24 protein-coding genes are annotated in these 24,997 nt (G+C 50.0%); 17 read left to right on the top strand and 7 right to left on the bottom strand.

All coding sequences use genetic code 11. The annotated features are described in order from the left end of the window. Positions 1-80: 80 nt before the first annotated feature. Entirely contained in the window at positions 81-2,504 is a 2,424-nt protein-coding gene (gene plsB, locus AABJ99_RS21995) for a glycerol-3-phosphate 1-O-acyltransferase PlsB (protein ID WP_001328332.1), read from the bottom strand. 170 nt (positions 2,505-2,674) lie between these two features. On the opposite strand from plsB, the gene dgkA reads away from it, so the two are divergent. From dgkA to yjbJ, 4 genes are all read left to right on the top strand, one after another. Then, on the top strand, positions 2,675-3,043 hold the full coding sequence (gene dgkA, locus AABJ99_RS21990) for a diacylglycerol kinase (protein WP_000002913.1): 369 nt from the start codon (positions 2,675-2,677) through the stop codon (positions 3,041-3,043). A 109-nt stretch (positions 3,044-3,152) separates the two neighbouring features. Then, positions 3,153-3,761, top strand: coding sequence for a transcriptional repressor LexA (lexA, locus tag AABJ99_RS21985; RefSeq protein ID WP_039020363.1), 609 nt, complete (start codon positions 3,153-3,155; stop codon positions 3,759-3,761). A gap of 72 nt (positions 3,762-3,833) precedes the next feature. Further along, on the top strand, positions 3,834-5,159 hold the full coding sequence (gene dinF, locus AABJ99_RS21980; protein ID WP_039020364.1) for an MATE family efflux transporter DinF: 1,326 nt from the start codon (positions 3,834-3,836) through the stop codon (positions 5,157-5,159). A gap of 115 nt (positions 5,160-5,274) precedes the next feature. Next, a complete protein-coding gene (gene yjbJ / locus AABJ99_RS21975; protein ID WP_001030595.1) occupies positions 5,275-5,484 on the top strand; it encodes a CsbD family protein in 210 nt (69 codons plus the stop codon). Between the two features lie 41 nt (positions 5,485-5,525). On the opposite strand, the gene zur is transcribed toward yjbJ, so the two are convergent. After that, the gene (gene zur / locus AABJ99_RS21970; protein ID WP_001353540.1) at positions 5,526-6,041 is read right to left on the bottom strand and encodes a zinc uptake transcriptional repressor Zur; all 516 of its coding nucleotides are present in this window, start codon (positions 6,039-6,041) and stop codon (positions 5,526-5,528) included. Positions 6,042-6,357: 316 nt separating this feature from the next. Between zur and AABJ99_RS21965 the strand changes: the two genes are divergently transcribed. The 3 genes from AABJ99_RS21965 to pspG all read left to right on the top strand — a co-directional run bounded on the left by AABJ99_RS21965 (position 6,358) and on the right by pspG (position 9,143). After that, positions 6,358-7,368 (top strand): DUF2713 family protein, encoded by a 1,011-nt coding sequence (locus tag AABJ99_RS21965; RefSeq protein WP_338387451.1) that lies wholly within the window; start codon positions 6,358-6,360, stop codon positions 7,366-7,368. 361 nt (positions 7,369-7,729) lie between these two features. Then, the gene (dusA, locus tag AABJ99_RS21960; RefSeq protein WP_001355080.1) at positions 7,730-8,767 is read left to right on the top strand and encodes a tRNA dihydrouridine(20/20a) synthase DusA; all 1,038 of its coding nucleotides are present in this window, start codon (positions 7,730-7,732) and stop codon (positions 8,765-8,767) included. A gap of 133 nt (positions 8,768-8,900) precedes the next feature. After that, positions 8,901-9,143 carry an envelope stress response protein PspG gene (gene pspG / locus AABJ99_RS21955; protein WP_000891404.1) on the top strand — a complete coding sequence of 81 codons (243 nt, stop codon included), beginning with the start codon at positions 8,901-8,903 and terminating at the stop codon, positions 9,141-9,143. A gap of 165 nt (positions 9,144-9,308) precedes the next feature. Here the strand turns inward: pspG and qorA are convergent, their stop codons facing one another. Further along, positions 9,309-10,292, bottom strand: coding sequence for a quinone oxidoreductase (qorA, locus tag AABJ99_RS21950; protein WP_039020366.1), 984 nt, complete (start codon positions 10,290-10,292; stop codon positions 9,309-9,311). 82 nt (positions 10,293-10,374) lie between these two features. Here qorA and dnaB point away from each other — a divergent pair, with 82 nt between their 5' ends. Further along, positions 10,375-11,790 carry a replicative DNA helicase gene (gene dnaB, locus AABJ99_RS21945; protein ID WP_000918363.1) on the top strand — a complete coding sequence of 472 codons (1,416 nt, stop codon included), beginning with the start codon at positions 10,375-10,377 and terminating at the stop codon, positions 11,788-11,790. A 31-nt stretch (positions 11,791-11,821) separates the two neighbouring features. On the opposite strand, the gene AABJ99_RS21940 is transcribed toward dnaB, so the two are convergent. Continuing rightward, entirely contained in the window at positions 11,822-12,349 is a 528-nt protein-coding gene (locus tag AABJ99_RS21940) for a hypothetical protein (protein ID WP_000186897.1), read from the bottom strand. Positions 12,350-12,394: 45 nt separating this feature from the next. Further along, positions 12,395-12,955, bottom strand: coding sequence for a hypothetical protein (locus AABJ99_RS21935; RefSeq protein ID WP_002433025.1), 561 nt, complete (start codon positions 12,953-12,955; stop codon positions 12,395-12,397). A 126-nt stretch (positions 12,956-13,081) separates the two neighbouring features. On the opposite strand from AABJ99_RS21935, the gene alr reads away from it, so the two are divergent. From alr to yjbR, 7 genes are all read left to right on the top strand, one after another. Continuing rightward, complete coding sequence (gene alr / locus AABJ99_RS21930; RefSeq protein WP_039020367.1) at positions 13,082-14,161, top strand: alanine racemase; 1,080 nt, start codon at positions 13,082-13,084, stop codon at positions 14,159-14,161. A gap of 22 nt (positions 14,162-14,183) precedes the next feature. Further along, the gene (pnuC, locus tag AABJ99_RS21925) at positions 14,184-14,741 is read left to right on the top strand and encodes a nicotinamide riboside transporter PnuC (protein WP_000122238.1); all 558 of its coding nucleotides are present in this window, start codon (positions 14,184-14,186) and stop codon (positions 14,739-14,741) included. Continuing rightward, positions 14,738-15,742 carry an AAA family ATPase gene (locus AABJ99_RS21920; protein WP_039020368.1) on the top strand — a complete coding sequence of 335 codons (1,005 nt, stop codon included), beginning with the start codon at positions 14,738-14,740 and terminating at the stop codon, positions 15,740-15,742. Before pnuC ends, AABJ99_RS21920 begins: the two co-directional genes overlap by 4 nt. 81 nt (positions 15,743-15,823) lie before the next feature. Further along, positions 15,824-17,017, top strand: coding sequence for an aromatic amino acid transaminase (gene tyrB, locus AABJ99_RS21915; RefSeq protein ID WP_039020369.1), 1,194 nt, complete (start codon positions 15,824-15,826; stop codon positions 17,015-17,017). A 336-nt stretch (positions 17,018-17,353) separates the two neighbouring features. Then, on the top strand, positions 17,354-18,067 hold the full coding sequence (gene aphA, locus AABJ99_RS21910; RefSeq protein ID WP_039020370.1) for an acid phosphatase AphA: 714 nt from the start codon (positions 17,354-17,356) through the stop codon (positions 18,065-18,067). A 110-nt stretch (positions 18,068-18,177) separates the two neighbouring features. After that, positions 18,178-18,594 (top strand): secondary thiamine-phosphate synthase enzyme YjbQ, encoded by a 417-nt coding sequence (gene yjbQ / locus AABJ99_RS21905; protein WP_039020371.1) that lies wholly within the window; start codon positions 18,178-18,180, stop codon positions 18,592-18,594. Between the two features lie 3 nt (positions 18,595-18,597). Next, complete coding sequence (gene yjbR, locus AABJ99_RS21900; RefSeq protein WP_000155657.1) at positions 18,598-18,954, top strand: MmcQ/YjbR family DNA-binding protein; 357 nt, start codon at positions 18,598-18,600, stop codon at positions 18,952-18,954. Positions 18,955-18,988: 34 nt separating this feature from the next. On the opposite strand, the gene uvrA is transcribed toward yjbR, so the two are convergent. Beyond that, positions 18,989-21,811, bottom strand: coding sequence for an excinuclease ABC subunit UvrA (gene uvrA / locus AABJ99_RS21895; protein WP_000357740.1), 2,823 nt, complete (start codon positions 21,809-21,811; stop codon positions 18,989-18,991). 254 nt (positions 21,812-22,065) lie between these two features. On the opposite strand from uvrA, the gene ssb1 reads away from it, so the two are divergent. Further along, on the top strand, positions 22,066-22,602 hold the full coding sequence (gene ssb1 / locus AABJ99_RS21890; RefSeq protein ID WP_000168305.1) for a single-stranded DNA-binding protein SSB1: 537 nt from the start codon (positions 22,066-22,068) through the stop codon (positions 22,600-22,602). Positions 22,603-22,701: 99 nt separating this feature from the next. Here the strand turns inward: ssb1 and yjcB are convergent, their stop codons facing one another. Continuing rightward, positions 22,702-22,983: a YjcB family protein gene (gene yjcB, locus AABJ99_RS21885; RefSeq protein WP_001295689.1), complete on the bottom strand. Its 282-nt coding sequence runs from the start codon at positions 22,981-22,983 to the stop codon at positions 22,702-22,704. A gap of 429 nt (positions 22,984-23,412) precedes the next feature. Here yjcB and pdeC point away from each other — a divergent pair, with 429 nt between their 5' ends. Continuing rightward, positions 23,413-24,996 (top strand): c-di-GMP phosphodiesterase PdeC, encoded by a 1,584-nt coding sequence (pdeC, locus tag AABJ99_RS21880; RefSeq protein WP_338387450.1) that lies wholly within the window; start codon positions 23,413-23,415, stop codon positions 24,994-24,996. Position 24,997: the final 1 nt, after the last annotated feature.

Genomic DNA, 24,997 nt, shown 5'->3' with positions numbered 1-24,997 from the left:
AACATATCGCAATTTATTGAATTTGCAGATCATGGTAGGCCGAATAAGGCGTTTGCGCCGCATCCGGCAATTCTCACTGATTACCCTTCGCCCTGCGTCGCACTCTCAATCGTCAAACGCACGTCTGATGTAATCAACTCCGCCAACAACTGATACACCTTCATCGTTTCTGCAGGTTCGGCGTCGCCGCTATCGCTGATATATCCTTCATCACGCAGTGTCAGCACCAGAGAACTGAACACCGCCTTGTCGAAGAACTCCGGCGCGTTGATACCGTGCAGCACGGAGAGACGTTGCGCGACGGTGCGGCTCTCTTTTTCCAGCGTACCGCGGTTGATCGACGGGTTGGCGCTCAACAGCCAGAAGGTGATGGCATAACGTTGCAGCGTTTCGCGCGCGCCTGCGGCCAGCAGCTGTAGCGTGCGAGAATGCGCCGGGTTGATATGCAACTCATCATCTTGCAGGGTAATCAGTCCCTGGCGCTGCATCTCATTTGCCAGCGCATCAATAACGCCCGGCAACTCGTCGCGATCCCAACGCAGGAACAGCTCCGCTTTCAGCATGGGGTAAAGCACATTGACGTGCTCCATCAATACGTCACGGGAGATGTGGCGATGCTGGGTGACAATTGCCGCCATCAACGAAGGCAGCACCAACATATGCGCAATGTTATTGCGATAGTAGGTCATCAACACTGCTTGTTCGCGCGGCAGAATGATGATGTCGCCGATAGTGTCTTTCTCGACTTCAAACTTGTTCATTTGCAGCGCGTGATCGATAAGCTCGCTGGCGCTGGCTGAAGGAACGGTAGAGTCCGTGGAGTAAGGTACATTGCGCATCAGATCCAGGTAGCAGTTGAGTTGCTCGGTTAACTGCTCGCGAGTGAGTGAGCGCTGACGTGACGCCAGAAGTGCAGTGCAGCACAGGTTCATGGCGTTAGCCGCACCTGCGTTGTTAATGCGTACCATCAGATCGGCAGCAATATTATTGACCGTCGGCGTTAGCCAGGCCGGACGCACCGCTTCGATGGGATCGATAGATTCACGCCAGTCTGGTACGTGCTGGTTAAGGTAGGTCATCAACGGCATTGGTTCACCGAAGTTGACGTAACCCTGACCGAGATTACGCAGCTTGCTTAAACCGCGCAGCATCTGCGGCAGGCTCTCTTTCTCTTTCGTTGCACCGCGCAGTTCTTTGGCGTAAGTACCCACTTCCATGACGTGCTCATAACCGATGTAGATCGGAATCAGCGTAATCGGACGCGTGCCGCCACGCAGCATCGCCTGAATGGTCATCGACAGCGTACCGGTTTTCGGATCCAGCAAACGCCCCGTACGGGAACGACCGCCTTCCACAAAGTACTCGACGGAATAACCACGGCTGAACAGTTCGCCGAGATACTCACGGAAAACGGTGGAGTAGAGTTTATTGCCTTTAAACGTACGGCGAATGAAGAACGCACCCAGACGGCGGAAAATCGGCCCGGCAGGCCAGAAGTTCAGGTTGATCCCGGCGGCGATATGCGGTGGCACCAGCCCCTGGTGATAGAGCACGTAAGAAAGCAGCAGGTAGTCCATGTGACTGCGGTGGCAAGGCACATATACCAGCTCATGACCGTCATGAGCCAGCTGGCGAACGCGCTCAGCGTTATGGACGTTAATGCCCTGATAAAGTCGGTTCCAGGTGAAGCCCAGAATACGGTCAGTCAGGCGAATCATCTCGTAAGAGAAATTCGCCGCAATCTCTTCCATCAGTGCAATGGCGTTCTGCTGCGCTTTTTCATGGGAGATTTTTTTGCTGCGCGCTTCATCTTCTACCGCTTTGGCAATGGCGCGGGAGGCGAGCAGCTTATTAAACAGATCCTGACGGGCAGGAAGACGTGGACCAACGGCAGCCAGACGCTGACGAGCAAAGTGCATACGTGCCACGCGCGCTAGTTTCTGGGCGATAGTTTTATCCGTGCCGTGTTCATCGGCCATGCGGCGCAGAGAAACTGACGGCGAGAAACGCACAAAACTGTCGCGACCGAGCCACAGTACGGCGAAAAATTTCTGTACGCCGTTAAGCATACGCAGCGGTGGGTTCACTTCACCTTTTTCCCGCCCAGGCGCGCGACCGAACATCACCGATACTGGCACCATCTGCACATCCAGATTTGGATTGCTACGATGCAAATCAAGATAGTCGTGGAACAGCTTAATGGACTCTTCTTTCGGTGTGTAATAGGTGAAAACACGCGGCCCGCCGTGAATGAACACATAGCGCGGCAGTAGCGTGCCGTCAATCTCCAGCGGCTCTAAGGGGTCAGGCAGGTCATGTGCCAGACACTGGGCGCGCAACGTCAGCAAATCTGCTTTCGAGTTGTACGGTAAAACGTACATAATTGGACGAGAGGTATCCAGTCCCAGTTCCGGGGCAGGATCTGCCGGAATAGACTTGCTTTTTACCAGGATGCTTAATGGTAAATTCAGTAATTTGTAGTAAATTCGTGGCCAGCCGGACATAAACGATGTAAAGCCTCTGGTTAATAATGCAAATGCGCGGCAAGGATAGCAGAAACTCATGGGAAATTCTGTGGTATCCGCTCATGTTTCGCGCGGCGTTACGCAAACCCGAATCATCGGATTTAACGGTACACTGATATTGACGCTCATAATGTAAAAAGGTTCTTTCAATGGCCAATAATACCACTGGACTCACTCGAATTATCAAAGCTGCTGGCTATTCCTGGAAGGGGTTACGCGCGGCATGGATCAACGAAGCGGCATTCCGTCAGGAAGGCGTAGCGGTATTGTTGGCGGTGGTCATCGCCTGCTGGCTGGATGTGGACGCGATTACTCGCGTGCTGCTTATCAGCTCCGTCATGCTGGTGATGATTGTGGAAATTCTCAATAGTGCCATTGAAGCCGTGGTTGACCGAATTGGCTCTGAATACCATGAGCTTTCCGGACGCGCTAAAGATATGGGGTCCGCTGCGGTACTGATCGCGATTATCGTCGCCGTGATTACCTGGTGCATCCTGTTATGGTCGCATTTTGGATAACCCTTCCAGAATTCGATAAATCTCTGGTTTATTGTGCAGTTTATGGTTCCAAAATCGCCTTTTGCTGTATATACTCACAGCATAACTGTATATACACCCAGGGGGCGGAATGAAAGCGTTAACGGCCAGGCAGCAAGAGGTGTTTGATCTCATCCGTGATCACATCAGCCAGACAGGTATGCCGCCGACGCGTGCGGAAATCGCGCAGCGTTTGGGGTTCCGTTCCCCAAACGCGGCTGAAGAACATCTGAAAGCGCTGGCACGCAAAGGCGTTATTGAAATTGTTTCCGGCGCATCACGCGGGATTCGTCTGTTACAGGAAGAGGAAGATGGGTTGCCACTGGTAGGTCGTGTGGCTGCCGGTGAACCGCTTCTGGCGCAGCAGCACATTGAAGGTCATTATCAGGTTGATCCTTCCTTGTTCAAACCGAATGCGGATTTCCTGCTGCGCGTCAGCGGGATGTCGATGAAAGATATCGGCATTATGGATGGCGACTTGCTGGCTGTGCATAAAACTCAGGACGTACGTAATGGTCAGGTCGTCGTCGCTCGTATTGATGACGAAGTTACCGTTAAGCGTCTGAAAAAACAGGGCAATAAAGTCGAACTGTTGCCAGAAAACAGTGAGTTTAAACCGATTGTCGTTGACCTTCGTCAGCAAAGCTTCACGATTGAAGGGCTGGCGGTTGGGGTTATTCGCAACGGCGACTGGCTGTGACATATCTCTGAGACCGCGATGCCGCCTGGCGTCGCGGTTTGTTTTTCATCTCTCTTCATCAGGCTTGTCTGCATGGCATTCCTCACTTCATCTGATAAAGCACTCTGGCATCTCGCCTTACCCATGATTTTCTCCAATATCACCGTCCCGTTGCTTGGGCTGGTCGATACGGCGGTTATTGGTCATCTTGATAGTCCGGTTTATCTGGGCGGTGTGGCGGTTGGTGCAACGGCGACCAGCTTTCTCTTTATGCTGTTGCTGTTTTTGCGCATGAGCACCACCGGGCTTACTGCACAGGCTTATGGCGCTAAAAATCCCCAGGCATTAGCCCGTGCGCTGGTACAGCCGTTGCTGTTGGCTCTGGGGGCTGGGGCGTTAATTGCGCTGCTGCGTACGCCGATTATCGATCTGGCGCTGCATATTGTTGGCGGTAGCGAAGCAGTGCTGGAACAGGCGCGGCGCTTTCTTGAAATCCGCTGGTTAAGCGCACCGGCGTCGCTGGCGAATCTGGTGTTACTTGGCTGGCTACTCGGCGTGCAATATGCCCGTGCGCCAGTAATTTTGTTAGTAGTCGGCAATATTCTCAACATAGTGCTGGATGTCTGGCTGGTGATGGGGCTGCATATGAACGTGCAGGGCGCTGCGCTGGCGACGGTTATTGCAGAATATGCAACATTGCTGATTGGTCTGCTAATAGTGCGTAAAATCCTCAAAATACGCGGCATCTCCGGAGAAATGCTGAAAAAAGCCTGGCGAGGTAATTTCCGCCGTTTGCTGGCGCTTAACCGCGATATCATGCTGCGCTCGCTGTTGCTGCAACTCTGTTTTGGTGCGATCACCGTACTTGGCGCACGACTGGGAAGTGACATCATCGCTGTAAACGCGGTTCTGATGACGCTACTCACCTTTACCGCCTATGCGCTTGATGGTTTTGCCTACGCGGTTGAAGCGCATTCAGGTCAGGCGTACGGTGCGCGCGACGGGAGCCAGCTATTGGAGGTCTGGCGCGCAGCGTGCCGCCAGTCGGGGATCGTTGCACTGCTGTTTTCGGTGATTTATTTACTGGCAGGGGAACACATCATTGCGTTGTTGACGTCGTTAACCCAGATTCAACAGCTGGCCGACCGCTATCTTATCTGGCAGGTGATTTTGCCATTGGTCGGTGTCTGGTGTTATCTACTGGACGGTATGTTTATAGGCGCAACGCGTGCGGCTGAAATGCGTAACAGTATGGCGGTAGCTGCAGCAGGTTTTGCCCTGACGCTCCTTACGCTGCCGTGGCTGGGCAATCATGGTTTGTGGTTGGCATTAACTGTCTTTCTGGCGCTGCGCGGGCTTTCTCTGGCAGCTATCTGGCAGCGTCACTGGCGCAACGGTACCTGGTTTGCAGCAACGTGACGGTTAAAAATTCTGAATAAATAATCCTGGGTAAAATTCCTGACTACACTTAATCTCACGTTCAGAAGAAAAGTGAGCGTACTCTCATTCACAACCTAACGATGAGGTCTTGATTATGAATAAAGATGAAGCCGGCGGTAACTGGAAACAGTTTAAAGGTAAAGTGAAAGAGCAATGGGGCAAACTGACCGATGATGATATGACGGTCATTGAAGGTAAACGTGATCAACTGGTCGGTAAAATCCAGGAACGTTATGGTTATCAGAAAGATCAGGCAGAAAAAGAGGTCGTGGATTGGGAAACCCGCAATGAATATCGCTGGTAATTAATCCCTTCTGCCCGACGTGTACAAGGATGTACGCCCTGTTAGCGAGATTTCTTTTTCACCTGAATAGAGTGGTCATGGTGGCACTGTTCAGGATGACGACACGCTTCTATTTCTACACATGCTGAACATAATCCATGTGCTTCAATCACATTATGCCGCAGGGCAAAACCCATTTTTGCCGCCAGCGTATGCATGATGTCCTCCACACCTTCCGCACACTCTTCTTTCACCGCACCGCAGCGATCGCAAATAAACATAGCTGAAGTATGCGTTGGCTGGTCGAACAGATGACAGAGCACATAGCTATTGGTGGACTCAACTTTATGCACAAACCCTTGCTCAAGGAGAAAGTCTAGCGCGCGGTAAACCGTTGGCGGCTTGGCTTGCGGTTCAGCTTCGCGCAACAAATCAAGCAGATCATAAGCGCTGATAGCGCCATCCTGCAGACTCATCAGGCGTAACACTTCCAGGCGCTGCGGGGTCAGGCGCACATTACGCTGCGCACAGAGTTTTTCAGCCTGCGCTAATAATTCCTGCGTTGTGGTCTTTTCCATCGGGCACCTCAAGGTGTGGGTTAAGAATGTCCTTACTTTACCATGTTCCAGGAAAAACACCGAGAACCCTTATTGTTGTTGTAATGTTGATTTTCTGTTTCATAGGTAAGGTGTTGTATAGCCAGGTGACACCATTATCAACATGACAATAATTATTACTCCATTTTTAAATACATTGCTTGAAGTTAACTCGCTATTTATTTAAATGCGTTTGAAAGTATGCCTACAGATCAGAAATTATGAGCGGTTTTTGATAGTGACTTTTTGTCAAATGAATTATAAGAATGATACAGCTCGGTAAAAAGGTGGATAAATTATGTCAAGTATAATAGGAAGTTCAAGAGATTACTTTAATAAAAGCCTCAACTCAAATCAATACGATAATAAAGATAAAGATGTAAGCTCGAAAGAATTTAAGGATATGTATAATAAATCGGTTGATTATGCAACGATGAGTAATCGCGCTGCGATTATTGCAAAAATAGATTTGTTTATTCAGAGGATTACCCATAATTTATGGACTGCAAGTGAAAAGAATGTTTCCTTAATTGGACGAATAAATGCTCTCAAAACGTGGGTTGAGGAGTGTATTGATCAGTGCACTAATGAGCAATTAGGTGATCGTGACTATATTTCTGCATTTGTAGAACAGGCGATTTTTCATTATGCGATGGATTTTGTTTGTAATCCAATGGAAAATAGCGATGCAACTCTAATAGACAGGTGTACTTTCGATGTAATAAATCAGAATGACCTTCCCTCCGCAATTCAGCTATTTTATGATAAACCCTATGGTAAAGTACCTGTAGCGTCATTACATCTAAAAACTGTAAGCGAAGGTTTTTTAAATTTGGAAAATGCATATAAAGCAAAGAACGATGCTCGCTTAAAACCCTTGGCTTCCCTTTTACTTTCATTCTCATATGGTAGTGCATCAGCTGATATCATAGCAACAGCACGAAGAGTTAGTGATTATTGCGAAAACCACATAACAAGTCAGATAAAAATATTATCTCGTCAAGTGATGAAAAAAAGCCTGATGGATATGAAAGAATTAGTAAATAAAAATGAACTGGATTTTAATTTAATTCTGAATGAGAGGAAAAAGAAGGATGAAGAAGACAATAAAGACATCACAGACATTACAAAAATGCAGGCTGCAGGTGAGACGTTAATTAAATTCGTTCAATCATTTGACCCAGACTCAACGGGACCCATTGTAATTGGCAAAGATATGAATGACAAAGATATAAATGACAACGATCTCATTAACGAAGATATTATTAAGTTCATTTATGACCTATTCGGTATTGTGTTAAAAAAATAAAATGTGAATTTTCTCTGTAGTATGGAATTTTTTACATAAAAGAACCCAACATTGCTTGGGTTCTTTTTTATCTATCATTGCCATTCGCCGCGAGATAGTTCAACACGCTTTTATGTATGATTTTTTATTTATCGTCGAAACTGAATTGTTTATCATTGCTTTTCACAACGCTAACATCTAATAAGATTATTTCTTCAATTCGCGAGAGCGTCACGCTTTGAAGGGATCTCATTTTTCTTTTTCAAAGAGCCAGGCGCTTCCTGTTGTTATGGTATAGTACCCCGCTATTGAGCCTCCTGAACAGTGATGCTGAATAACATAACTCCATGATATATCTTTAAAATAATCTCTACTTTTGAAAATGCACGGTAATTCTGAAATGCAAAAAATCAACCAAACCAGCGCAATGCCTGAAAAAACTGACGTTCACTGGAGTGGTCGGTTTAGCGTTGCACCAATGCTCGACTGGACGGACAGGCACTGCCGTTATTTCCTGCGTCTGCTTTCCCGCAATACGTTGCTGTATACAGAAATGGTGACCACAGGGGCGATTATTCACGGTAAAGGTGATTACCTGGCGTACAGTGAAGAAGAACATCCGGTAGCGTTGCAACTGGGCGGTAGCGATCCGGCGGCGCTGGCGCAGTGTGCGAAGCTGGCAGAAACGCGCGGATATGATGAGATCAACCTGAATGTCGGCTGCCCGTCTGACCGGGTACAGAACGGCATGTTTGGTGCGTGCCTGATGGGCAATGCGCAGCTGGTTGCCGACTGCGTGAAAGCGATGCGCGATGTGGTGTCGATTCCGGTGACGGTGAAAACGCGTATTGGCATCGATGACCAGGACAGCTATGAATTTCTCTGCGATTTCATCAACACCGTTTCCGGCAAAGGCGAGTGTGAGATGTTCATCATCCACGCACGTAAAGCCTGGCTTTCTGGGTTAAGCCCGAAAGAAAACCGTGAAATCCCGCCGCTCGATTATCCGCGTGTGTATCAACTGAAGCGCGACTTTCCGCATCTGACGATGTCGATTAACGGTGGCATCAAGTCGCTGGAAGAGGCTAAAGCACATTTGCAACATATGGATGGCGTGATGGTCGGGCGCGAAGCGTATCAGAATCCAGGCATTCTGGCGGCGGTAGACCGAGAGATCTTTGGTTCTTCGGATACCGATGCCGATCCGGTGGCGGTGGTGCGTGCCATGTATCCGTACATTGAGCGTGAACTCAGCCAGGGGACTTATCTGGGCCATATTACCCGGCATATGCTGGGGCTGTTCCAGGGTATTCCTGGCGCGCGGCAGTGGCGGCGTTATTTAAGTGAAAATGCCCATAAAGCGGGTGCTGACATTAACGTGCTGGAACACGCGCTCAAACTGGTGGCAGATAAGCGTTAACTTTTCACCAAAAAGTAGTCAAATTCACCACGCCCTGCGCACCGTCGCGGGGCGTTTTGCAGTTAAATCAATAGATTATTTTTGGCATGATTCTTGTAATGCCAGCAAGAGATTTCATATTTGGGAGAGCATCATGCTGGAACTACTTTTTGTGATTGGCTTTTTTGTCATGCTGATGGTCACCGGCGTTTCGTTGCTGGGTATTATCGCTGCGTTGGTTGTGGCGACGGCCATTATGTTCCTCGGCGGTATGCTGGCATTGATGATTAAGTTGCTGCCGTGGCTGTTATTGGCGATTGCGGTGGTGTGGGTTATTAAGGCGATTAAAGCACCAAAAGTGCCGAAATATCAGCGCTATGACCGTTGGCGTTACTAAGGGATTGTGCGGACGATCACAACCTAAGGTTTTATCCTTAGAACAAAATAGGAATTGATAATCAAATCTGTCACTATTGCGCCTCTAACAGATTCATCGTGCTGTACCCTACATACAGCCGAACTATAAAAAGAAAGGGCTTCCCAGGTGGAAGCCCTATTTCTTTTATGGAATCAACAGGCTGGAACCTTGCGTCGCCCGGCTTTCCAGAATCTCATGCGCACGCTGTGCATCCTTAAGCGGATATTTCTGCTGCTCGGTGACATCGACCTTAATCACACCGCTGGCAATCAAAGAGAACAGTTCATTACTGGCCTCGGTTAATTCCTCCCGCGTGGTGATATAGCCTTGCAGGGAAGGGCGTGTCACATACAACGAGCCTTTCTGATTGAGAATGCCTAAGTTCACACCGGTAACCGCGCCTGATGAGTTGCCAAAACTCACCATTAAGCCGCGACGTTGCAGGCAATCCAGCGACCGTTCCCAGGTGTCTCTGCCGACGGAATCGTACACCACGCGCACTTTCTTACCGCCGGTGATCTCTTTTAACCGCTCGACCAGGTTTTCTTCGCGATAGTTAATCACCTGCCACGCCCCCGCTTTTAGCGCACTCTGCGCTTTTTGCGCGCTTCCCACGGTACCGATGAGCTTCGCGCCCAGGGCTTTTGCCCACTGGCAGGCAATCAAGCCAACGCCGCCAGCAGCAGCGTGGAACAGGAACTGTTCGTCGGGTTTAATTTCATAGGTTTTGCGCAGCAGATAATAAACCGTTAAGCCTTTCAGGAATGATGCCGCCGCTTGCTCAAAAGAAATTGCCGCGGGCAGAATCGCCGCTTTATCGGCATTGACGTTATGCACAGAGCTGTAAGCGCCTAATGCCGACTGTGCATAGACTACGCGATCGCCTGCCTTAATATGCTTTACACCACTGCCGACTTTACTCACGATGCCTGCCGCTTCGGTACCTAATCCGCTGGGTAGCGATGGCGGCGGATAAAGGCCGCTGCGGATATACGTGTCGATAAAATTGATGCCGATGGCTTTATTTTCGACCTGGATTTCATTCTCCGCCGGATCGGCAGGAGTGAACTCTACGGCTTGAAGTACTTCCGGGCCACCGTGCTTGTGAAATTCAATTCGTGTTGCCATGTGTCCTCCAGAACGTATCGTCAGGGTCTGCTTCATATGGTAAAGTTTCGACCCATTCTTTATCTCGGTAACTCCATTCACTATGGCAGGAAATAAACCCTTCAACAAACAGCAGGCTGAACCCCGCGAACGCGATCCACAAGTTGCCGGGCTGAAAGTGCCTCCGCACTCGATCGAAGCGGAGCAGTCGGTGTTGGGCGGTTTAATGCTGGATAACGAACGCTGGGACGATGTAGCCGAGCGTGTGGTGGCAGACGATTTTTACACCCGACCACACCGTCATATCTTTACCGAAATGGCGCGTTTGCAGGAAAGCGGTAGTCCTATCGATCTGATTACCCTTGCGGAATCGCTGGAACGTCAGGGGCAACTCGACAGCGTTGGTGGTTTTGCTTACCTGGCAGAGTTGTCAAAAAATACGCCAAGTGCGGCGAACATCAGTGCCTATGCGGACATCGTGCGTGAACGTGCCGTTGTCCGTGAAATGATCTCTGTCGCGAATGAGATTGCCGAAGCCGGTTTTGATCCGCAGGGGCGTACCAGCGAAGACCTGTTGGACCTGGCTGAATCCCGCGTCTTTAAAATTGCCGAAAGTCGGGCAAACAAAGACGAAGGGCCGAAGAACATCGCCGATGTGCTCGACGCAACCGTGGCGCGTATTGAGCAGTTGTTTCAGCAGCCACACGATGGCGTTACCGGGGTAAACACCGGTTATGACGATCTCAACAAAAAAACCGCTGGTTTGCAGCCGTCGGATTTGATCATCGTCGCAGCGCGTCCGTCGATGGGTAAAACGACATTTGCGATGAACCTCGTCGAAAACGCGGCGATGTTGCAAGATAAACCGGTACTTATCTTCTCTCTTGAGATGCCATCAGAACAGATTATGATGCGTTCTCTGGCGTCGCTGTCGCGTGTTGACCAGACTAAAATCCGTACCGGGCAGCTGGATGATGAAGACTGGGCGCGTATTTCCGGCACCATGGGTATTTTGCTCGAAAAGCGCAATATCTATATTGATGATTCCTCCGGCCTGACACCAACGGAAGTGCGCTCCCGCGCGCGGCGAATTGCCCGAGAACATGGCGGCATTGGGCTTATCATGATCGACTACCTGCAACTGATGCGCGTACCGGCGCTTTCCGATAACCGTACGCTGGAAATTGCAGAAATCTCCCGCTCGCTGAAAGCACTGGCGAAAGAACTGAACGTGCCGGTGGTGGCGCTGTCCCAGTTGAACCGTTCTCTGGAACAACGTGCCGACAAACGCCCGGTCAACTCCGACCTGCGTGAATCCGGCTCCATCGAGCAGGATGCGGACTTGATCATGTTTATCTATCGTGATGAGGTGTATCACGAAAACAGTGATTTAAAAGGCATCGCGGAAATTATTATCGGTAAACAACGTAACGGCCCAATCGGGACGGTACGCCTGACCTTTAACGGTCAATGGTCGCGCTTCGATAATTACGCAGGGCCGCAGTACGACGATGAATAATCAATTTGCCGGTTAAACACCGGCAAAATTTTTATCGGCGGGATTGGGCCTGATTATATTGCTCTTCTTTATAATCTTCAGGTTGAAGACTATCGTAATCAATATTGTCATAGATAGCTTCTATGTCGCCAGCAACGGTGAATCCTGCATCAGTCAGTAATTTTTTAACACGATTGTATTCATGTTGTTCAGTATCTTCATCGCCATAAAAATAGGTGAACATCAGGTAATTGGGCACGGTATCTGCGACTAGTTCATAGTTAGCTTCATCATTCAGCCGAACCACTTGCGCTTTATCGAGGGGGATCGCATTGGGACCTCGCCATAAGCCGACAAAACCTTCATGATCTTGCCCAAACCAGCTGATTAATTTATTCGTCGCCTTTATTGCCGTCACATTATCCTGAATTTCAGGGATGGCGAGTTCTTCTTCATTTAAATAACTGTTATCAGAAGGGGCATCCCAATTTGGATCGTCGGTTAATGTAAGCTGTAGCTCATCAATGATTTCTTTAATTTGATTACGTTTGTTTTTGAGTAGTTCCAGGTCTGGGGTCATTACTATCTCCTTGTAAAATGCTTTTCCTGAGTTCGTTGAACTGCTTTATTCCGCCGGACTTTCAATCCCTTTTTTTAGCCACTCTTTAAGGCTCAGAACCGAGTTATCTTCGTCTTCGTGGAATATGATATTGTCGATCCGCCAACAGCCATCATCAGCGGAACGCGCCATTAGCGCTTCGTCCTGCCAGGCCTTTTTATCATCAACGGTAAAATGAAAATGGAGGGCGACAGTGACGTTGTTATCACCAGGTTTATACGATGACGGTAGTGTCACGCCATCAAATTTCTCATAGTAACTATCCGAAGGATAAGACGTGAAAATAATCCCGTCACCAAAAGTAGGTTTGGCCGTGGGATCGATGGCGTAGTCGCGTTTATTTCTGTCATACGCGCCAACAATCAGTTGATAAAGCGAGGGGGTGAGGTATTTCTGAAAAAATGCCAGCTGGTCTTTTTCACTCTTAAAGCTGGTATCAGAAAAAACATAGGTTGAGTAAAACTTATCTGCGACACCGTCAGGTGTCTGCGCCGGGCAAGCCCCCGTCGCGGCAGGCGTTATACCTGCGATTAGCAGAAAAAAGAAAACAAATTTTATCTTTGTCATGGCTAAAAATCCGATATCATCTTGCCGTTTATAAACCCATCCCTGGATGTGGAATAGCATACTCCGGTCCTATCTGTTTAGCGAGGTTTTGCACGGGTGGGCAGAACCTGAAAAAAAGGAACACAAATGCAAGCGGCAACTGTTGTGATTAACCGCCGCGCTCTGCGACACAACCTGCAACGTCTTCGTGAACTGGCACCTGCCAGTAAAATGGTTGCGGTGGTGAAAGCGAACGCTTATGGTCACGGTCTTCTTGAGACCGCGCGAACGCTCCCCGATGCTGACGCCTTTGGCGTAGCCCGTCTCGAAGAAGCTCTGCGACTGCGTGCGGGGGGAATCACCAAACCTGTACTGTTACTCGAAGGCTTTTTTGATGCCAGAGATCTACCGACGATTTCTGCGCAACATTTTCATACCGCCGTGCATAACGAAGAACAGCTTGCTGCGCTGGAAGAGGCCAGCCTGGACGAGCCGGTTACCGTCTGGATGAAACTCGATACTGGTATGCACCGTCTGGGTGTAAGGCCGGAACAGGCTGAGGCGTTTTATCATCGTCTGACGCGGTGCAAAAACGTTCGTCAGCCGGTGAATATTGTCAGCCATTTTGCGCGCGCGGATGAGCCAAAATGCGGTGCAACCGAGAAACAACTCGATATCTTTAATACCTTTTGTGAAGGCAAACCTGGTCAACGTTCCATTGCCGCGTCGGGGGGCATTCTGCTGTGGCCACAGTCACATTTTGACTGGGTGCGCCCGGGCATCATTCTTTACGGTGTCTCGCCGCTGGAAGATCACTCCACCGGTGCCGATTTTGGCTGTCAGCCGGTAATGTCATTGACCTCCAGCCTGATTGCTGTGCGTGAGCATAAAGCCGGAGAGCCTGTCGGTTATGGTGGAACCTGGGTAAGCGAACGTAATACCCGTCTTGGCGTAGTCGCTATGGGTTATGGCGATGGTTATCCGCGCGCCGCGCCGTCCGGTACGCCAGTGCTGGTGAACGGTCGCGAAGTGCCGATTGTCGGGCGAGTCGCGATGGATATGATCTGCGTCGACTTAGGTCCACAGGCGCAGGATAAAGCCGGGGACCCGGTCATTTTATGGGGCGAAGGTTTGCCCGTAGAACGTATCGCTGAAATGACGAAAGTGAGTGCTTACGAACTTATCACGCGCCTGACTTCAAGGGTCGCGATGAAATACGTGGATTAATACCCGTCTCCAGGGAGGGACAATGTCTTATTCAGAAATCGCCGCGTGTCTGGCATACGCGGTTTCCGTCTGGCTGGCCGCCAGAAACAATGTGCATACGTGGTGGATCGGCATAATTGGTAGCATGCTGTATGGCTGGGTTTTTTGGTCCGTGCAACTCTATGCCGATGTCACGCTCCAGTTATTCTTCATCGCAACCAGCATCATCGGTTGGATCCACTGGCTGAAAGGTCAGGGTGGCGATGTCTTGCCGGTGCGCCGGACGCAAGCCAGTCACTTTTTCCTCTTGTTGCTCTGTGCCGTCGTCGTGGCAGGTGGCTACGGCTTTTTGCTCCACACCTTTACCAATGCCTGGGCCCCCTGGCTGGATTCGTTGATTTTGACCTTCAGCGTTCTGGCACAATTCATGTTGATGGGAAGACGTATCGAAAACTGGTACGTCTGGTTAGCAGTGAATACCCTGGCGGTGCCACTGTATATGACGCGTGGTTTAAACTTGACCGCCGGTTTATATTTCCTGTTCTGGATTAACGCCTGGCATGGTTTGTATCAGTGGCGCAAGGAGCTGCGGGCATCATGAAGCCTTTCGTAACGGGACTGGTGGTCGGCAAATTCGCGCCTTTGCATTGTGGTCATGAACGGTTGATCAATACCGCGCTGGCACAATGTGAAGAACTGTTCATCATCAGTTATTCCGTGCCGGAAATGCCTGACTGTGAACCTGAAAAGCGCCTGACGTGGCTGCAAGTGCGCTTCCCGCGAGCGACGGTTATGGTACTGACTCCCGAACTGATCGCGCGTTATAACTTACCTGCCATACCGCATAATGATGCCGATGCCGACATCCATCGTCATTATGTGGCGACGCTGTGCCTGCAGGTATTACATTGCCGCCCACACGCTGTATTTACCGCAGAAGATTATGGTGACGGTTTTGCTAAAGTGCTGACAAAGCGTTTTGCCCAACCTGTTGAACACATTCGATTACAGCGTCCACTTGGCGATAAATCTCCTTCGGGAACGCTGATTCGTTCCGACGTTCACCGCTATCGTTACATGCTGGCGCACGACGTTTATCGCAGTTTCGTTCGCCGTATCTGTCTGCTTGGTGGCGAATCAACCGGTAAGAGCACACTTTCAAAAGCGCTGGCGGACGTGCTCGACACGGCGTATGTCGCTGAATTTGGTCGCGACTATTGGGAAGAGAAAAATGGTGTTTTAACCGCAGACGATTTGTTGCATATCGCCCGCGAACAGGTACGTCGGGAACAACAAGCAGAAGCTAATCGCTATCTTATATGTGACACATCGCCACTCACGACCTTGTTCTATACCCTTGATCAAAATGGTCATGCCCCGAAGGAACTTCACCAGCTGGCGGAGCGGGAATACTCTCTGGTGGTGCTTTGCGGCGCGGAATTTCCCTTTGTGCAGGATGGCACCCGGCAAGGAGAGGCGTTTCGCGCGCGGCAGCAGGCGTGGTACGAACAGGAATTATCGCGCAGGAACATTCCTTATCTTTCGGTTTCGGGTTCGCTGCAAGAGCGACTGGGGCAAATTCTTCATCAACTTCCCGACTGACTTTGAACATCCACTCGATCTTCGCCTTCTTCCGGTTTATTGTGGTTTAACCACCTGCCCGTAAACCTGGAGAACCATCGCGTGTTTCAAAAAGTTGACGCCTACGCTGGCGACCCGATTCTTACGCTTATGGAGCGTTTCAAAGAAGACCCTCGCAGCGACAAAGTGAATTTAAGTATCGGTCTGTACTACAACGAAGACGGAATTATTCCCCAACTGAAAGCCGTGGCGGATGCGGAAGTGCGCCTGAATGCGCAGCCTCATGGCGCTTCGCTTTATTTACCGATGGAAGGGCTTAATAGCTATCGCCATGCCATTGCGCCGCTGCTGTTTGGTGCGGACCATCCGGTACTGCAACAACAGCGCGTAGCAACCATTCAAACCCTTGGCGGCTCAGGGGCATTGAAAGTGGGCGCAGATTTCCTGAAACGCTACTTCCCGGAATCAGGCGTCTGGGTCAGCGATCCTACCTGGGAAAACCACGTAGCAATATTCGCCGGGGCTGGATTCGAAGTGAGTACTTACCCCTGGTATGACGAAGCGACTAACGGCGTGCGCTTTAATGACCTGTTGGCGACGCTAAAAACATTACCTGCCCGCAGTATTGTGTTGCTGCACCCATGTTGCCACAACCCAACGGGTGCCGATCTCACTAATGACCAGTGGGATGCGGTGATTCAAATTCTCAAAGCCCGCGAGCTTATCCCATTTCTTGATATTGCCTATCAAGGATTTGGTGCCGGTATGGAAGAGGATGCCTACGCCATTCGCGCCATTGCCAGCGCTGGATTACCCGCTCTGGTGAGCAATTCGTTCTCGAAAATTTTCTCCCTTTACGGCGAGCGCGTCGGCGGACTTTCTGTGCTGTGTGAAGATGCCGAAGCCGCAGGCCGCGTACTGGGGCAATTGAAAGCAACAGTTCGCCGCAACTACTCCAGCCCGCCGAATTTTGGTGCGCAGGTGGTGGCTGCGGTGCTGAATGACGAGGCATTGAAAGCCAGCTGGCTGGCGGAAGTAGAAGAGATGCGTACTCGCATTCTGGCGATGCGTCAGGAACTGGTGAAGGTATTGAGCACAGAAATGCCAGAACGCAATTTCGATTATCTGCTTAATCAGCGCGGTATGTTCAGTTATACCGGTTTAAGTGCCGCTCAGGTTGACCGACTACGTGAAGAATTTGGTGTCTATCTCATCGCCAACGGTCGCATGTGTGTCGCCGGGTTAAATACGGCAAATGTACAACGTGTGGCAAAGGCGTTTGCTGCGGTGATGTAATGTCGTTGGCAGGCGGATAAACAGCCGCCTGCTCAATCATCAATAAGTGGGTATACGTATTTTTTCGGCTAATCGTACAAAGGAATGGGTTCTGATAAGCGATATTTCCTACTGAGAAAATAGAAGTTTTTATATCCGAATATTTTTACACGATAGAGAGCCATTAAGTTATTAAATACAACAAACATAGTCTGATCGCATGTGATCCTGCTCCCTTTCTTAATAAAAGCCGTAGATAACCCTTTTATTCCCTGGCAGCTAGCGTTATGGTCAGATGGTTTTTGCAACAAATCTCATAATAAAACGTTTCAATAGACTGACTATTTAGGGAAAAATATGCGCAAGATCACACAGGCTTTGAGTGCCGTTTGCTTATTGTTCGCTCTAAACAGTTCCGCTGTTGCCCTGGCCTCATCTCCTTCACCGCTTAACCCTGGTACTAACGTTGCCAGGCTTGCTGAACAGGCACCAATTCATTGGGTTTCGGTCGCACAAATTGAAAATAGCCTCGCAGGGCGTCCGCCAATGGCGGTGGGGTTTGATATCGATGACACGGTACTTTTTTCCAGTCCGGGCTTCTGGCGCGGCAAAAAAACCTTCTCGCCAGAAAGCGAAGATTATCTGAAAAATCCTGTGTTCTGGGAAAAAATGAACAATGGCTGGGATGAATTCAGCATTCCAAAAGAGGTCGCTCGCCAGCTGATTGATATGCATGTACGCCGCGGTGACGCGATCTTCTTTGTGACTGGTCGTAGCCCGACGAAAACAGAAACGGTGTCAAAAACGTTGGCGGATAATTTTCACATTCCTGCCACCAACATGAATCCAGTAATTTTTGCGGGCGATAAACCAGGGCAAAATACAAAATCGCAATGGCTGCAGGATAAAAATATCCGAATTTTTTATGGCGATTCCGATAACGATATTACCGCCGCACGCGATGTCGGCGCTCGTGGTATCCGCATTCTGCGCGCCTCCAACTCTACCTACAAACCCTTGCCACAAGCGGGTGCGTTTGGTGAAGAGGTGATCGTCAATTCAGAATACTGACAGAGCGGGAGAGCGTGACACTCTCCCGAATGCTGTTTTTTTAATCACACCTTTATCCTTTCGCTGTCTTGCTGCAAACTGATTAAGAGAGTTTTATCAAGGAGCAGCACATGTGGTATCAAAAGACGCTCACGCTTAGCGCCAAATCTCGTGGGTTTCATCTGGTAACGGATGAAATTCTGAATCAGCTGGCTGATATGCCGCGCGTTAACATCGGTTTACTGCATCTGTTGCTGCAACATACCTCCGCCTCTCTGACACTTAATGAGAACTGCGATCCCACCGTACGCCACGACATGGAGCGTTTTTTCCTCCGCACCGTTCCCGATAACGGAAATTATGAGCATGACTATGAGGGAGCCGACGATATGCCTTCTCATATCAAATCCTCAATGCTGGGAACATCGCTTGTATTGCCGGTGCATAAAGGGTGTATTCAGACCGGCACCTGGCAAGGCATCTGGCTGGGGGAACATCGCATCCACGGCGGATCGCGTCGCATCATCGCGACACTACAAGGGGAGTAAAAAATGACCATTTCGGAGTTGCTACAATATTGCATGGCAAAACCAGGCGCAGAACAGAGCGTGCATAACGACTGGAAAGCGACGCAGATCAAAGTGGAAGATGTACTGTTTGCGATGGTGAAAGAAGTAGAAAATCGCCCAGCTGTTTCGCTGAAAACCAGCCCGGAGCTGGCGGAGCTGCTACGTCAGCAGCACAGCGATGTGCGTCCAAGCCGCCATCTGAATAAAGCGCACTGGAGCACCGTGTATCTCGACGGTTCGCTGCCAGATTCGCAAATCTATTATCTGGTGGATGCGTCTTATCAGCAGGCGGTGAATTTACTGCCGGAAGAAAAACGTAAATTGCTGGTGCAACTCTGAAAGGAAAAGGCCGCTCAGAAAGCGGCCTTAACGATTACAGCATCGGCTTGAGGAAGCGCGCCGTATGCGAAGCTTCGCACTCCGCGACGGTTTCTGGCGTACCGGAGACGAGGATTTCGCCGCCGCCACTGCCGCCTTCCGGTCCCAGGTCGACAATCCAGTCAGCGGTTTTGATCACGTCGAGATTGTGCTCAATCACCACGATGGTATTGCCCTGATCGCGCAGTTTATGCAGTACGTCGAGCAGTTGCTGAATATCGGCGAAGTGCAGACCGGTGGTCGGCTCGTCGAGAATATACAGTGTCTGCCCGGTGCCGCGTTTTGACAGCTCACGCGCCAGCTTCACGCGCTGGGCTTCACCACCAGAAAGCGTGGTTGCGGACTGCCCCAGGCGAATGTACGTCAGACCAACGTCCATCAACGTTTGCAGCTTACGCGCCAGTGCAGGTACGGCATCAAAGAACTCACGCGCCTCTTCGATGGTCATATCCAGCACTTCGTGGATGGTTTTGCCTTTGTACTTAATCTCCAGCGTTTCACGGTTATAGCGTTTGCCTTTGCACTGGTCGCACGGTACGTAGATATCCGGCAGGAAGTGCATCTCCACTTTGATCACGCCGTCGCCCTGACAGGCTTCGCAGCGTCCGCCACGGACGTTAAAGCTGAAACGTCCTGGCGTATAACCGCGCGCACGGGATTCCGGTACGCCCGCAAACAGTTCGCGCACAGGCGTAAACACGCCGGTATAGGTCGCCGGGTTAGAACGCGGAGTACGACCAATTGGGCTTTGGTCGATATCGATCACTTTATCGAAATGCTCCAGCCCCTGAATATCGCGATAAGGTGCCGGTTCGGCGATGGTCGCCCCATTCAACTGGCGTTGGGCAATCGGGAACAGTGTGTCGTTAATCAGTGTCGATTTACCGGAACCTGAAACCCCTGTGATGCAGGTAAACAGACCGACTGGCAGCGTGAGCGTCACGTCTTTCAGGTTATTACCGCGTGCGCCTGTCAGCTTCAGCACTTTTTCCGGATTCGCCGGAACGCGTTTCTTTGGCACTTCAATCTTGCGTTTACCGCTCATGTACTGCCCGGTCAACGATTCAGGCACCGCCATAATCGCTTCCAGTGGACCTTCCGCGACCACTTCACCGCCGTGTACACCCGCACCTGGACCGATATCGATCACATGGTCAGCGGCGCGAATTGCGTCTTCGTCGTGCTCCACCACAATCACGGTATTACCGAGATCGCGCAGATGGATAAGCGTACCCAGCAGGCGCTCGTTATCGCGCTGGTGCAGGCCGATAGACGGCTCATCGAGCACGTACATAACGCCAACCAGGCCCGCACCAATCTGGCTCGCCAGACGGATACGCTGGGCTTCACCGCCAGAAAGCGTTTCTGCCGAGCGGGAAAGTGTCAGGTAATTCAGGCCGACGTTAACGAGGAATTTCAGGCGATCGCCAATCTCCTTAAGAATTTTTTCCGCAATCTTCGCTCGTTGACCTGCGAGTTTGAGATTGTTGAAGAATTCCATCGCATGACCGATGCTCATGTCGGAGATAGCAGGCAGCGGCGTATTCTCGACATACACATGGCGCGCTTCCCGACGCAGACGCGTTCCTTCGCAGCTGGCGCACGGGCGATTGCTGATAAACTTGGCTAATTCTTCGCGTACCGCACTGGATTCCGTCTCTTTATAACGGCGCTCCATATTGTGTAGCACGCCTTCGAACGGATGACGACGAATGGAGGTATCGCCACGATCGTTCATGTATTTGAATTCAATGTTTTCTTTGCCAGAACCGTACAACACCACTTTATGCACATTCGCGCTCAGGCTGCCCCACGGCGCTTCGACGTCGAACTTATAGTGATCTGCCAGCGATTTCAGCATCTGGAAGTAATAGAAGTTGCGGCGATCCCAGCCTCGGATCGCACCACCTGCCAGCGACAGTTCCGGATTCTGGATCACGCGGTCAGGATCGAAATATTGCTGTACGCCAAGGCCGTCACAGGTCGGGCAGGCACCCGCCGGGTTGTTAAACGAAAACAGGCGTGGTTCCAGTTCACGCATACTGTAGCCGCAAATTGGGCAGGCGAAGTTGGCGGAAAATAGCAGCTCTTCCGCTTTTGGATCGTCCATATCGGCAACTACCGCGGTACCACCGGAAAGCTCCAGCGCGGTTTCAAACGACTCTGCCAGACGTTGGGTGAGATCGTCACGCACCTTGAAGCGATCAACCACCACTTCAATGGTATGTTTCTTTTGCAGTTCCAGTTTCGGCGGATCGGAAAGATCGCAGACTTCGCCATCAATACGAGCACGGATGTAACCCTGGCTTGCCAGATTTTCCAGCGTTTTGGTGTGTTCGCCTTTGCGCTCTTTAATGATTGGCGCGAGCAGCATCAGGCGTTTACCTTCCGGCTGCGACAGCACGTTATCCACCATCTGGCTGACGGTTTGCGCCGCCAGCGGTACATCGTGGTCCGGGCAGCGCGGCTCACCGACGCGGGCGAACAACAAACGCAAATAGTCGTGGATTTCGGTGATTGTCCCCACCGTAGAACGCGGGTTATGAGACGTCGATTTCTGCTCAATCGAGATGGCAGGAGAAAGCCCCTCAATATGATCGACGTCCGGCTTTTCCATCAGTGACAGAAACTGCCGCGCGTAGGCGGAAAGGGATTCAACGTAACGGCGCTGCCCTTCGGCATATAAGGTGTCGAAAGCGAGCGAGGATTTGCCAGAACCCGAAAGCCCGGTCACGACAATGAGCTTGTCGCGGGGGATAACGAGGTTGATGTTTTTGAGATTATGGGTGCGGGCGCCCCGAACTTCGATCTTATCCATTCACCTTTCCCGGATTAAACGCTTTTTTGCCCGGTGGCATGGTGCTACCGGCGATCACAAACGGTTAATTATGACACAAATTGACCTGAATGAATATACAGTATTGGAATACATTACCCGGAGTGTTGTGTAACAATGTCTGGCCAGGTTTGTTTCCCTGAACCGAGGTCACAACATAGTAAAAGCGCTATTGGTAATGGTACAATCGCGCGTTTACACTTATTCAGAACGATTTTTTTTCAGGAGACACGAACATGGCCAGCAGAGGCGTAAACAAGGTTATTCTCGTTGGTAATCTGGGTCAGGACCCGGAAGTACGCTACATGCCAAATGGTGGCGCTGTTGCCAACATTACGCTGGCTACTTCCGAATCCTGGCGTGATAAAGCGACCGGCGAGATGAAAGAGCAGACTGAATGGCACCGCGTTGTGCTGTTCGGCAAACTGGCAGAAGTAGCCAGCGAATATCTGCGTAAAGGTTCTCAGGTTTATATCGAAGGTCAGCTGCGTACCCGCAAATGGACCGATCAATCCGGTCAGGATCGCTACACCACTGAAGTTGTGGTAAACGTTGGCGGCACCATGCAGATGCTGGGTGGTCGTCAGGGTGGTGGCGCTCCTGCAGGTGGCAATATCGGTGGTGGTCAGCCGCAGGGCGGTTGGGGTCAGCCTCAGCAGCCGCAGGGCGGCAATCAGTTCAGCGGCGGCGCGCAGTCTCGCCCGCAGCAGTCTGCTCCGGCAGCACCGTCTAATGAGCCGCCGATGGACTTTGATGACGATATTCCGTTCTGATTTGTCATTAAAACAATAGGTTATATTGTTTTAAGGTGGATGATTAAAGCATCTGCCAGCCATAAAAAAAGAAGCCTCCGTTATGGAGGCTTCTACATATCAAGTCAAAATCATTGGCCATTGTGGCGGTGTCTGATTCATCTCTTCTATCATCACCGACTCGATGTTGTGCCAGATGGCGGTGATGTCCGCCATTGTGATGCCAAGCAACCCCATTGCGAACCAACAGGCGGAAACCACGCCCAGACCGCTGCTGATCACTGCAAGCCCGACATAATCAGACCGACGAAAACGGATGTTGAGCGTGCTGGCCAGAAACATCATTACGGCACTAAGAAGTTGCCAGCGAAGAAGAACCACGCCAGTGGTGAGGGTAGCCATCAAACAATTCCTCTGAAAAGAGCCGATACCCTGGACAGCGCGGCGTTGTTCACGGGAGGCGTGATACAATCTGGCTATCGCGGGGCTTGCAGAACACAAAAAAGAAACACTCTGTTTGTTTCATTAATTTTGTGAACTATATCACAATTGATTGTTTGTTAGCCAGATTAGGCCGTGACTTTTATTGCCGTACAGATTATGTGTTTTTTCAGCGGCATTAAGGGCATATCTTCCCGCCGCCTCTGCATTCCTGTAGGAAATTAATTTTGAATATCAATGAATTATTTTTATTCAGGTGACGATTAAAAAGGTATCAATTTCAAATCAGGCAAAAGTGCTATTTATACCGTAAGATTTATCTAAAGACGTCGATAACCAGGGTTCTCGCCTTGCAATGACCGGGTATAAACAGGCAGGAAATTGATAGCAATGAGTCATCATGCACGACACCAATTACTGGCGTTGCCGGGCATTATCTTTTTAGTTCTCTTTCCCATCATTCTGTCGCTATGGATTGCCTTCCTTTGGGCAAAATCAGAAGTGAATAGTCAGCTCCAAACTTTTGCTCAGCTGGCGCTGGATAAATCCGAGCTGGTCATTCGCCAGGCAGATTTAGTGAGCGATGCAGCAGAACGCTATCAGGGGCAAGTTTGCACTCCGGCCCATCAAAAGCGAATGTTGAATATTATTCGTGGCTATCTTTATATTAATGAATTGATCTATGCCCGTGATAACCATTTTTTATGCTCATCGCTGATAGCGCCTGTAAACGGTTATACGATTGCACCGGCCGATTATAAGCGTGAACCTAACGTTTCTATCTATTATTACCGCGATACGCCTTTTTTCTCTGGCTATAAAATGACCTATATGCAGCGGGGAAATTATGTGGCGGTCATCAACCCTCTATTCTGGAGTGAAGTGATGTCTGATGATCCGACATTGCAATGGGGTGTGTATGATACGGTAACGAAAACCTTTTTCTCGTTAAGCAACGAGGCCTCGGCAGCAACGTTTTCTCCGCTGATTCATTTGAATGATTTAACCGTACAAAGAAATGGCTATTTATATGCGACAGTTTATTCGACAAAACGCCCAATTGCAGCCATTGTTGCGACTTCATATCAACGTCTTATAGCGCATTTTTATAATCATCTTATTTTTGCGTTACCCGCCGGCATTTTAGGGAGTCTTGTTCTGTTATTACTCTGGCTACGTATTCGACAAAACTATTTGTCTCCCAAACGCAAATTGCAACGCGCCCTCGAAAAACATCAACTTTGCCTTTATTACCAGCCAATAATCGATATCAAAACAGAAAAATGTATCGGCGCTGAAGCATTGTTACGTTGGCCTGGTGAGCAGGGGCAAGTAATGAATCCGGCAGAGTTTATTCCGCTGGCAGAAAAGGAGGGAATGATCGGACAGGTAACTGATTATGTTATTGATAATGTCTTCCTCGATCTGGGCGCGTACCTGGCAACACATGCCGATCGCTATGTTTCTATTAATCTGTCGGCCTCCGATTTTCATACGTCACGGTTGATAGCGCGAACCAATCAGAAAACAGAGCAATACGCGGTGCGTCCACAGCAAATTAAATTTGAAGTGACTGAACATGCATTTCTTGATGTCGACAAAATGACGCCGATTATTCTGGCTTTCCGCCAGGCCGGTTACGAAGTGGCAATTGATGATTTTGGTATTGGCTACTCTAACTTGCATAACCTTAAATCATTGAATGTCGATATTTTGAAAATCGATAAATCGTTTGTTGAGCTGACCACCCATAAAACCAGTCATTTGATTGCGGAACACATCATCGAGCTGGCGCACAGCCTGGGGCTGAAAACGATTGCAGAAGGGGTAGAAACTGAGGATCAGGTTAACTGGTTGCGTAAACGCGGCGTGCGCTATTGCCAGGGATGGTTCTTTGCTAAGGCGATGCCACCGCAGGTGTTCATGCAATGGATGGAGCAATCACCCGCGCGGGAGTTAACGCGCGGGCAATAAA

It is taken from the genome of Escherichia coli (assembly GCF_036503815.1).
Classification (GTDB): domain Bacteria; phylum Pseudomonadota; class Gammaproteobacteria; order Enterobacterales; family Enterobacteriaceae; genus Escherichia; species Escherichia coli_F.
Note: the sequence above shows the minus strand (reverse complement) of the source record. Positions and strands in the feature narration are given on the sequence as shown.

What these genes read in the sequence shown, in the direction of transcription:
- yjbJ (WP_001030595.1), top strand. Translation starts at nt 5,275, where the DNA reads ATGAATAAAGATGAAGCCGGCGGTAACTGGAAACAGTTTAAAGGTAAA.
- pspG (WP_000891404.1), top strand. Translation starts at nt 8,901, where the DNA reads ATGCTGGAACTACTTTTTGTGATTGGCTTTTTTGTCATGCTGATGGTC.
- yjbQ (WP_039020371.1), top strand. Translation starts at nt 18,178, where the DNA reads ATGTGGTATCAAAAGACGCTCACGCTTAGCGCCAAATCTCGTGGGTTT.
- AABJ99_RS21965 (WP_338387451.1), top strand. Translation starts at nt 6,358, where the DNA reads ATGTCAAGTATAATAGGAAGTTCAAGAGATTACTTTAATAAAAGCCTC.
- qorA (WP_039020366.1), bottom strand. Translation starts at nt 10,292, where the DNA reads ATGGCAACACGAATTGAATTTCACAAGCACGGTGGCCCGGAAGTACTT.
- pnuC (WP_000122238.1), top strand. Translation starts at nt 14,184, where the DNA reads ATGTCTTATTCAGAAATCGCCGCGTGTCTGGCATACGCGGTTTCCGTC.
- ssb1 (WP_000168305.1), top strand. Translation starts at nt 22,066, where the DNA reads ATGGCCAGCAGAGGCGTAAACAAGGTTATTCTCGTTGGTAATCTGGGT.
- yjcB (WP_001295689.1), bottom strand. Translation starts at nt 22,983, where the DNA reads ATGGCTACCCTCACCACTGGCGTGGTTCTTCTTCGCTGGCAACTTCTT.
- aphA (WP_039020370.1), top strand. Translation starts at nt 17,354, where the DNA reads ATGCGCAAGATCACACAGGCTTTGAGTGCCGTTTGCTTATTGTTCGCT.
- alr (WP_039020367.1), top strand. Translation starts at nt 13,082, where the DNA reads ATGCAAGCGGCAACTGTTGTGATTAACCGCCGCGCTCTGCGACACAAC.
- uvrA (WP_000357740.1), bottom strand. Translation starts at nt 21,811, where the DNA reads ATGGATAAGATCGAAGTTCGGGGCGCCCGCACCCATAATCTCAAAAAC.
- yjbR (WP_000155657.1), top strand. Translation starts at nt 18,598, where the DNA reads ATGACCATTTCGGAGTTGCTACAATATTGCATGGCAAAACCAGGCGCA.
- zur (WP_001353540.1), bottom strand. Translation starts at nt 6,041, where the DNA reads ATGGAAAAGACCACAACGCAGGAATTATTAGCGCAGGCTGAAAAACTC.
- AABJ99_RS21935 (WP_002433025.1), bottom strand. Translation starts at nt 12,955, where the DNA reads ATGACAAAGATAAAATTTGTTTTCTTTTTTCTGCTAATCGCAGGTATA.
- dinF (WP_039020364.1), top strand. Translation starts at nt 3,834, where the DNA reads ATGGCATTCCTCACTTCATCTGATAAAGCACTCTGGCATCTCGCCTTA.
- pdeC (WP_338387450.1), top strand. Translation starts at nt 23,413, where the DNA reads ATGAGTCATCATGCACGACACCAATTACTGGCGTTGCCGGGCATTATC.
- AABJ99_RS21940 (WP_000186897.1), bottom strand. Translation starts at nt 12,349, where the DNA reads ATGACCCCAGACCTGGAACTACTCAAAAACAAACGTAATCAAATTAAA.
- dnaB (WP_000918363.1), top strand. Translation starts at nt 10,375, where the DNA reads ATGGCAGGAAATAAACCCTTCAACAAACAGCAGGCTGAACCCCGCGAA.
- dusA (WP_001355080.1), top strand. Translation starts at nt 7,730, where the DNA reads ATGCACGGTAATTCTGAAATGCAAAAAATCAACCAAACCAGCGCAATG.
- lexA (WP_039020363.1), top strand. Translation starts at nt 3,153, where the DNA reads ATGAAAGCGTTAACGGCCAGGCAGCAAGAGGTGTTTGATCTCATCCGT.
- AABJ99_RS21920 (WP_039020368.1), top strand. Translation starts at nt 14,738, where the DNA reads ATGAAGCCTTTCGTAACGGGACTGGTGGTCGGCAAATTCGCGCCTTTG.
- dgkA (WP_000002913.1), top strand. Translation starts at nt 2,675, where the DNA reads ATGGCCAATAATACCACTGGACTCACTCGAATTATCAAAGCTGCTGGC.
- plsB (WP_001328332.1), bottom strand. Translation starts at nt 2,504, where the DNA reads ATGTCCGGCTGGCCACGAATTTACTACAAATTACTGAATTTACCATTA.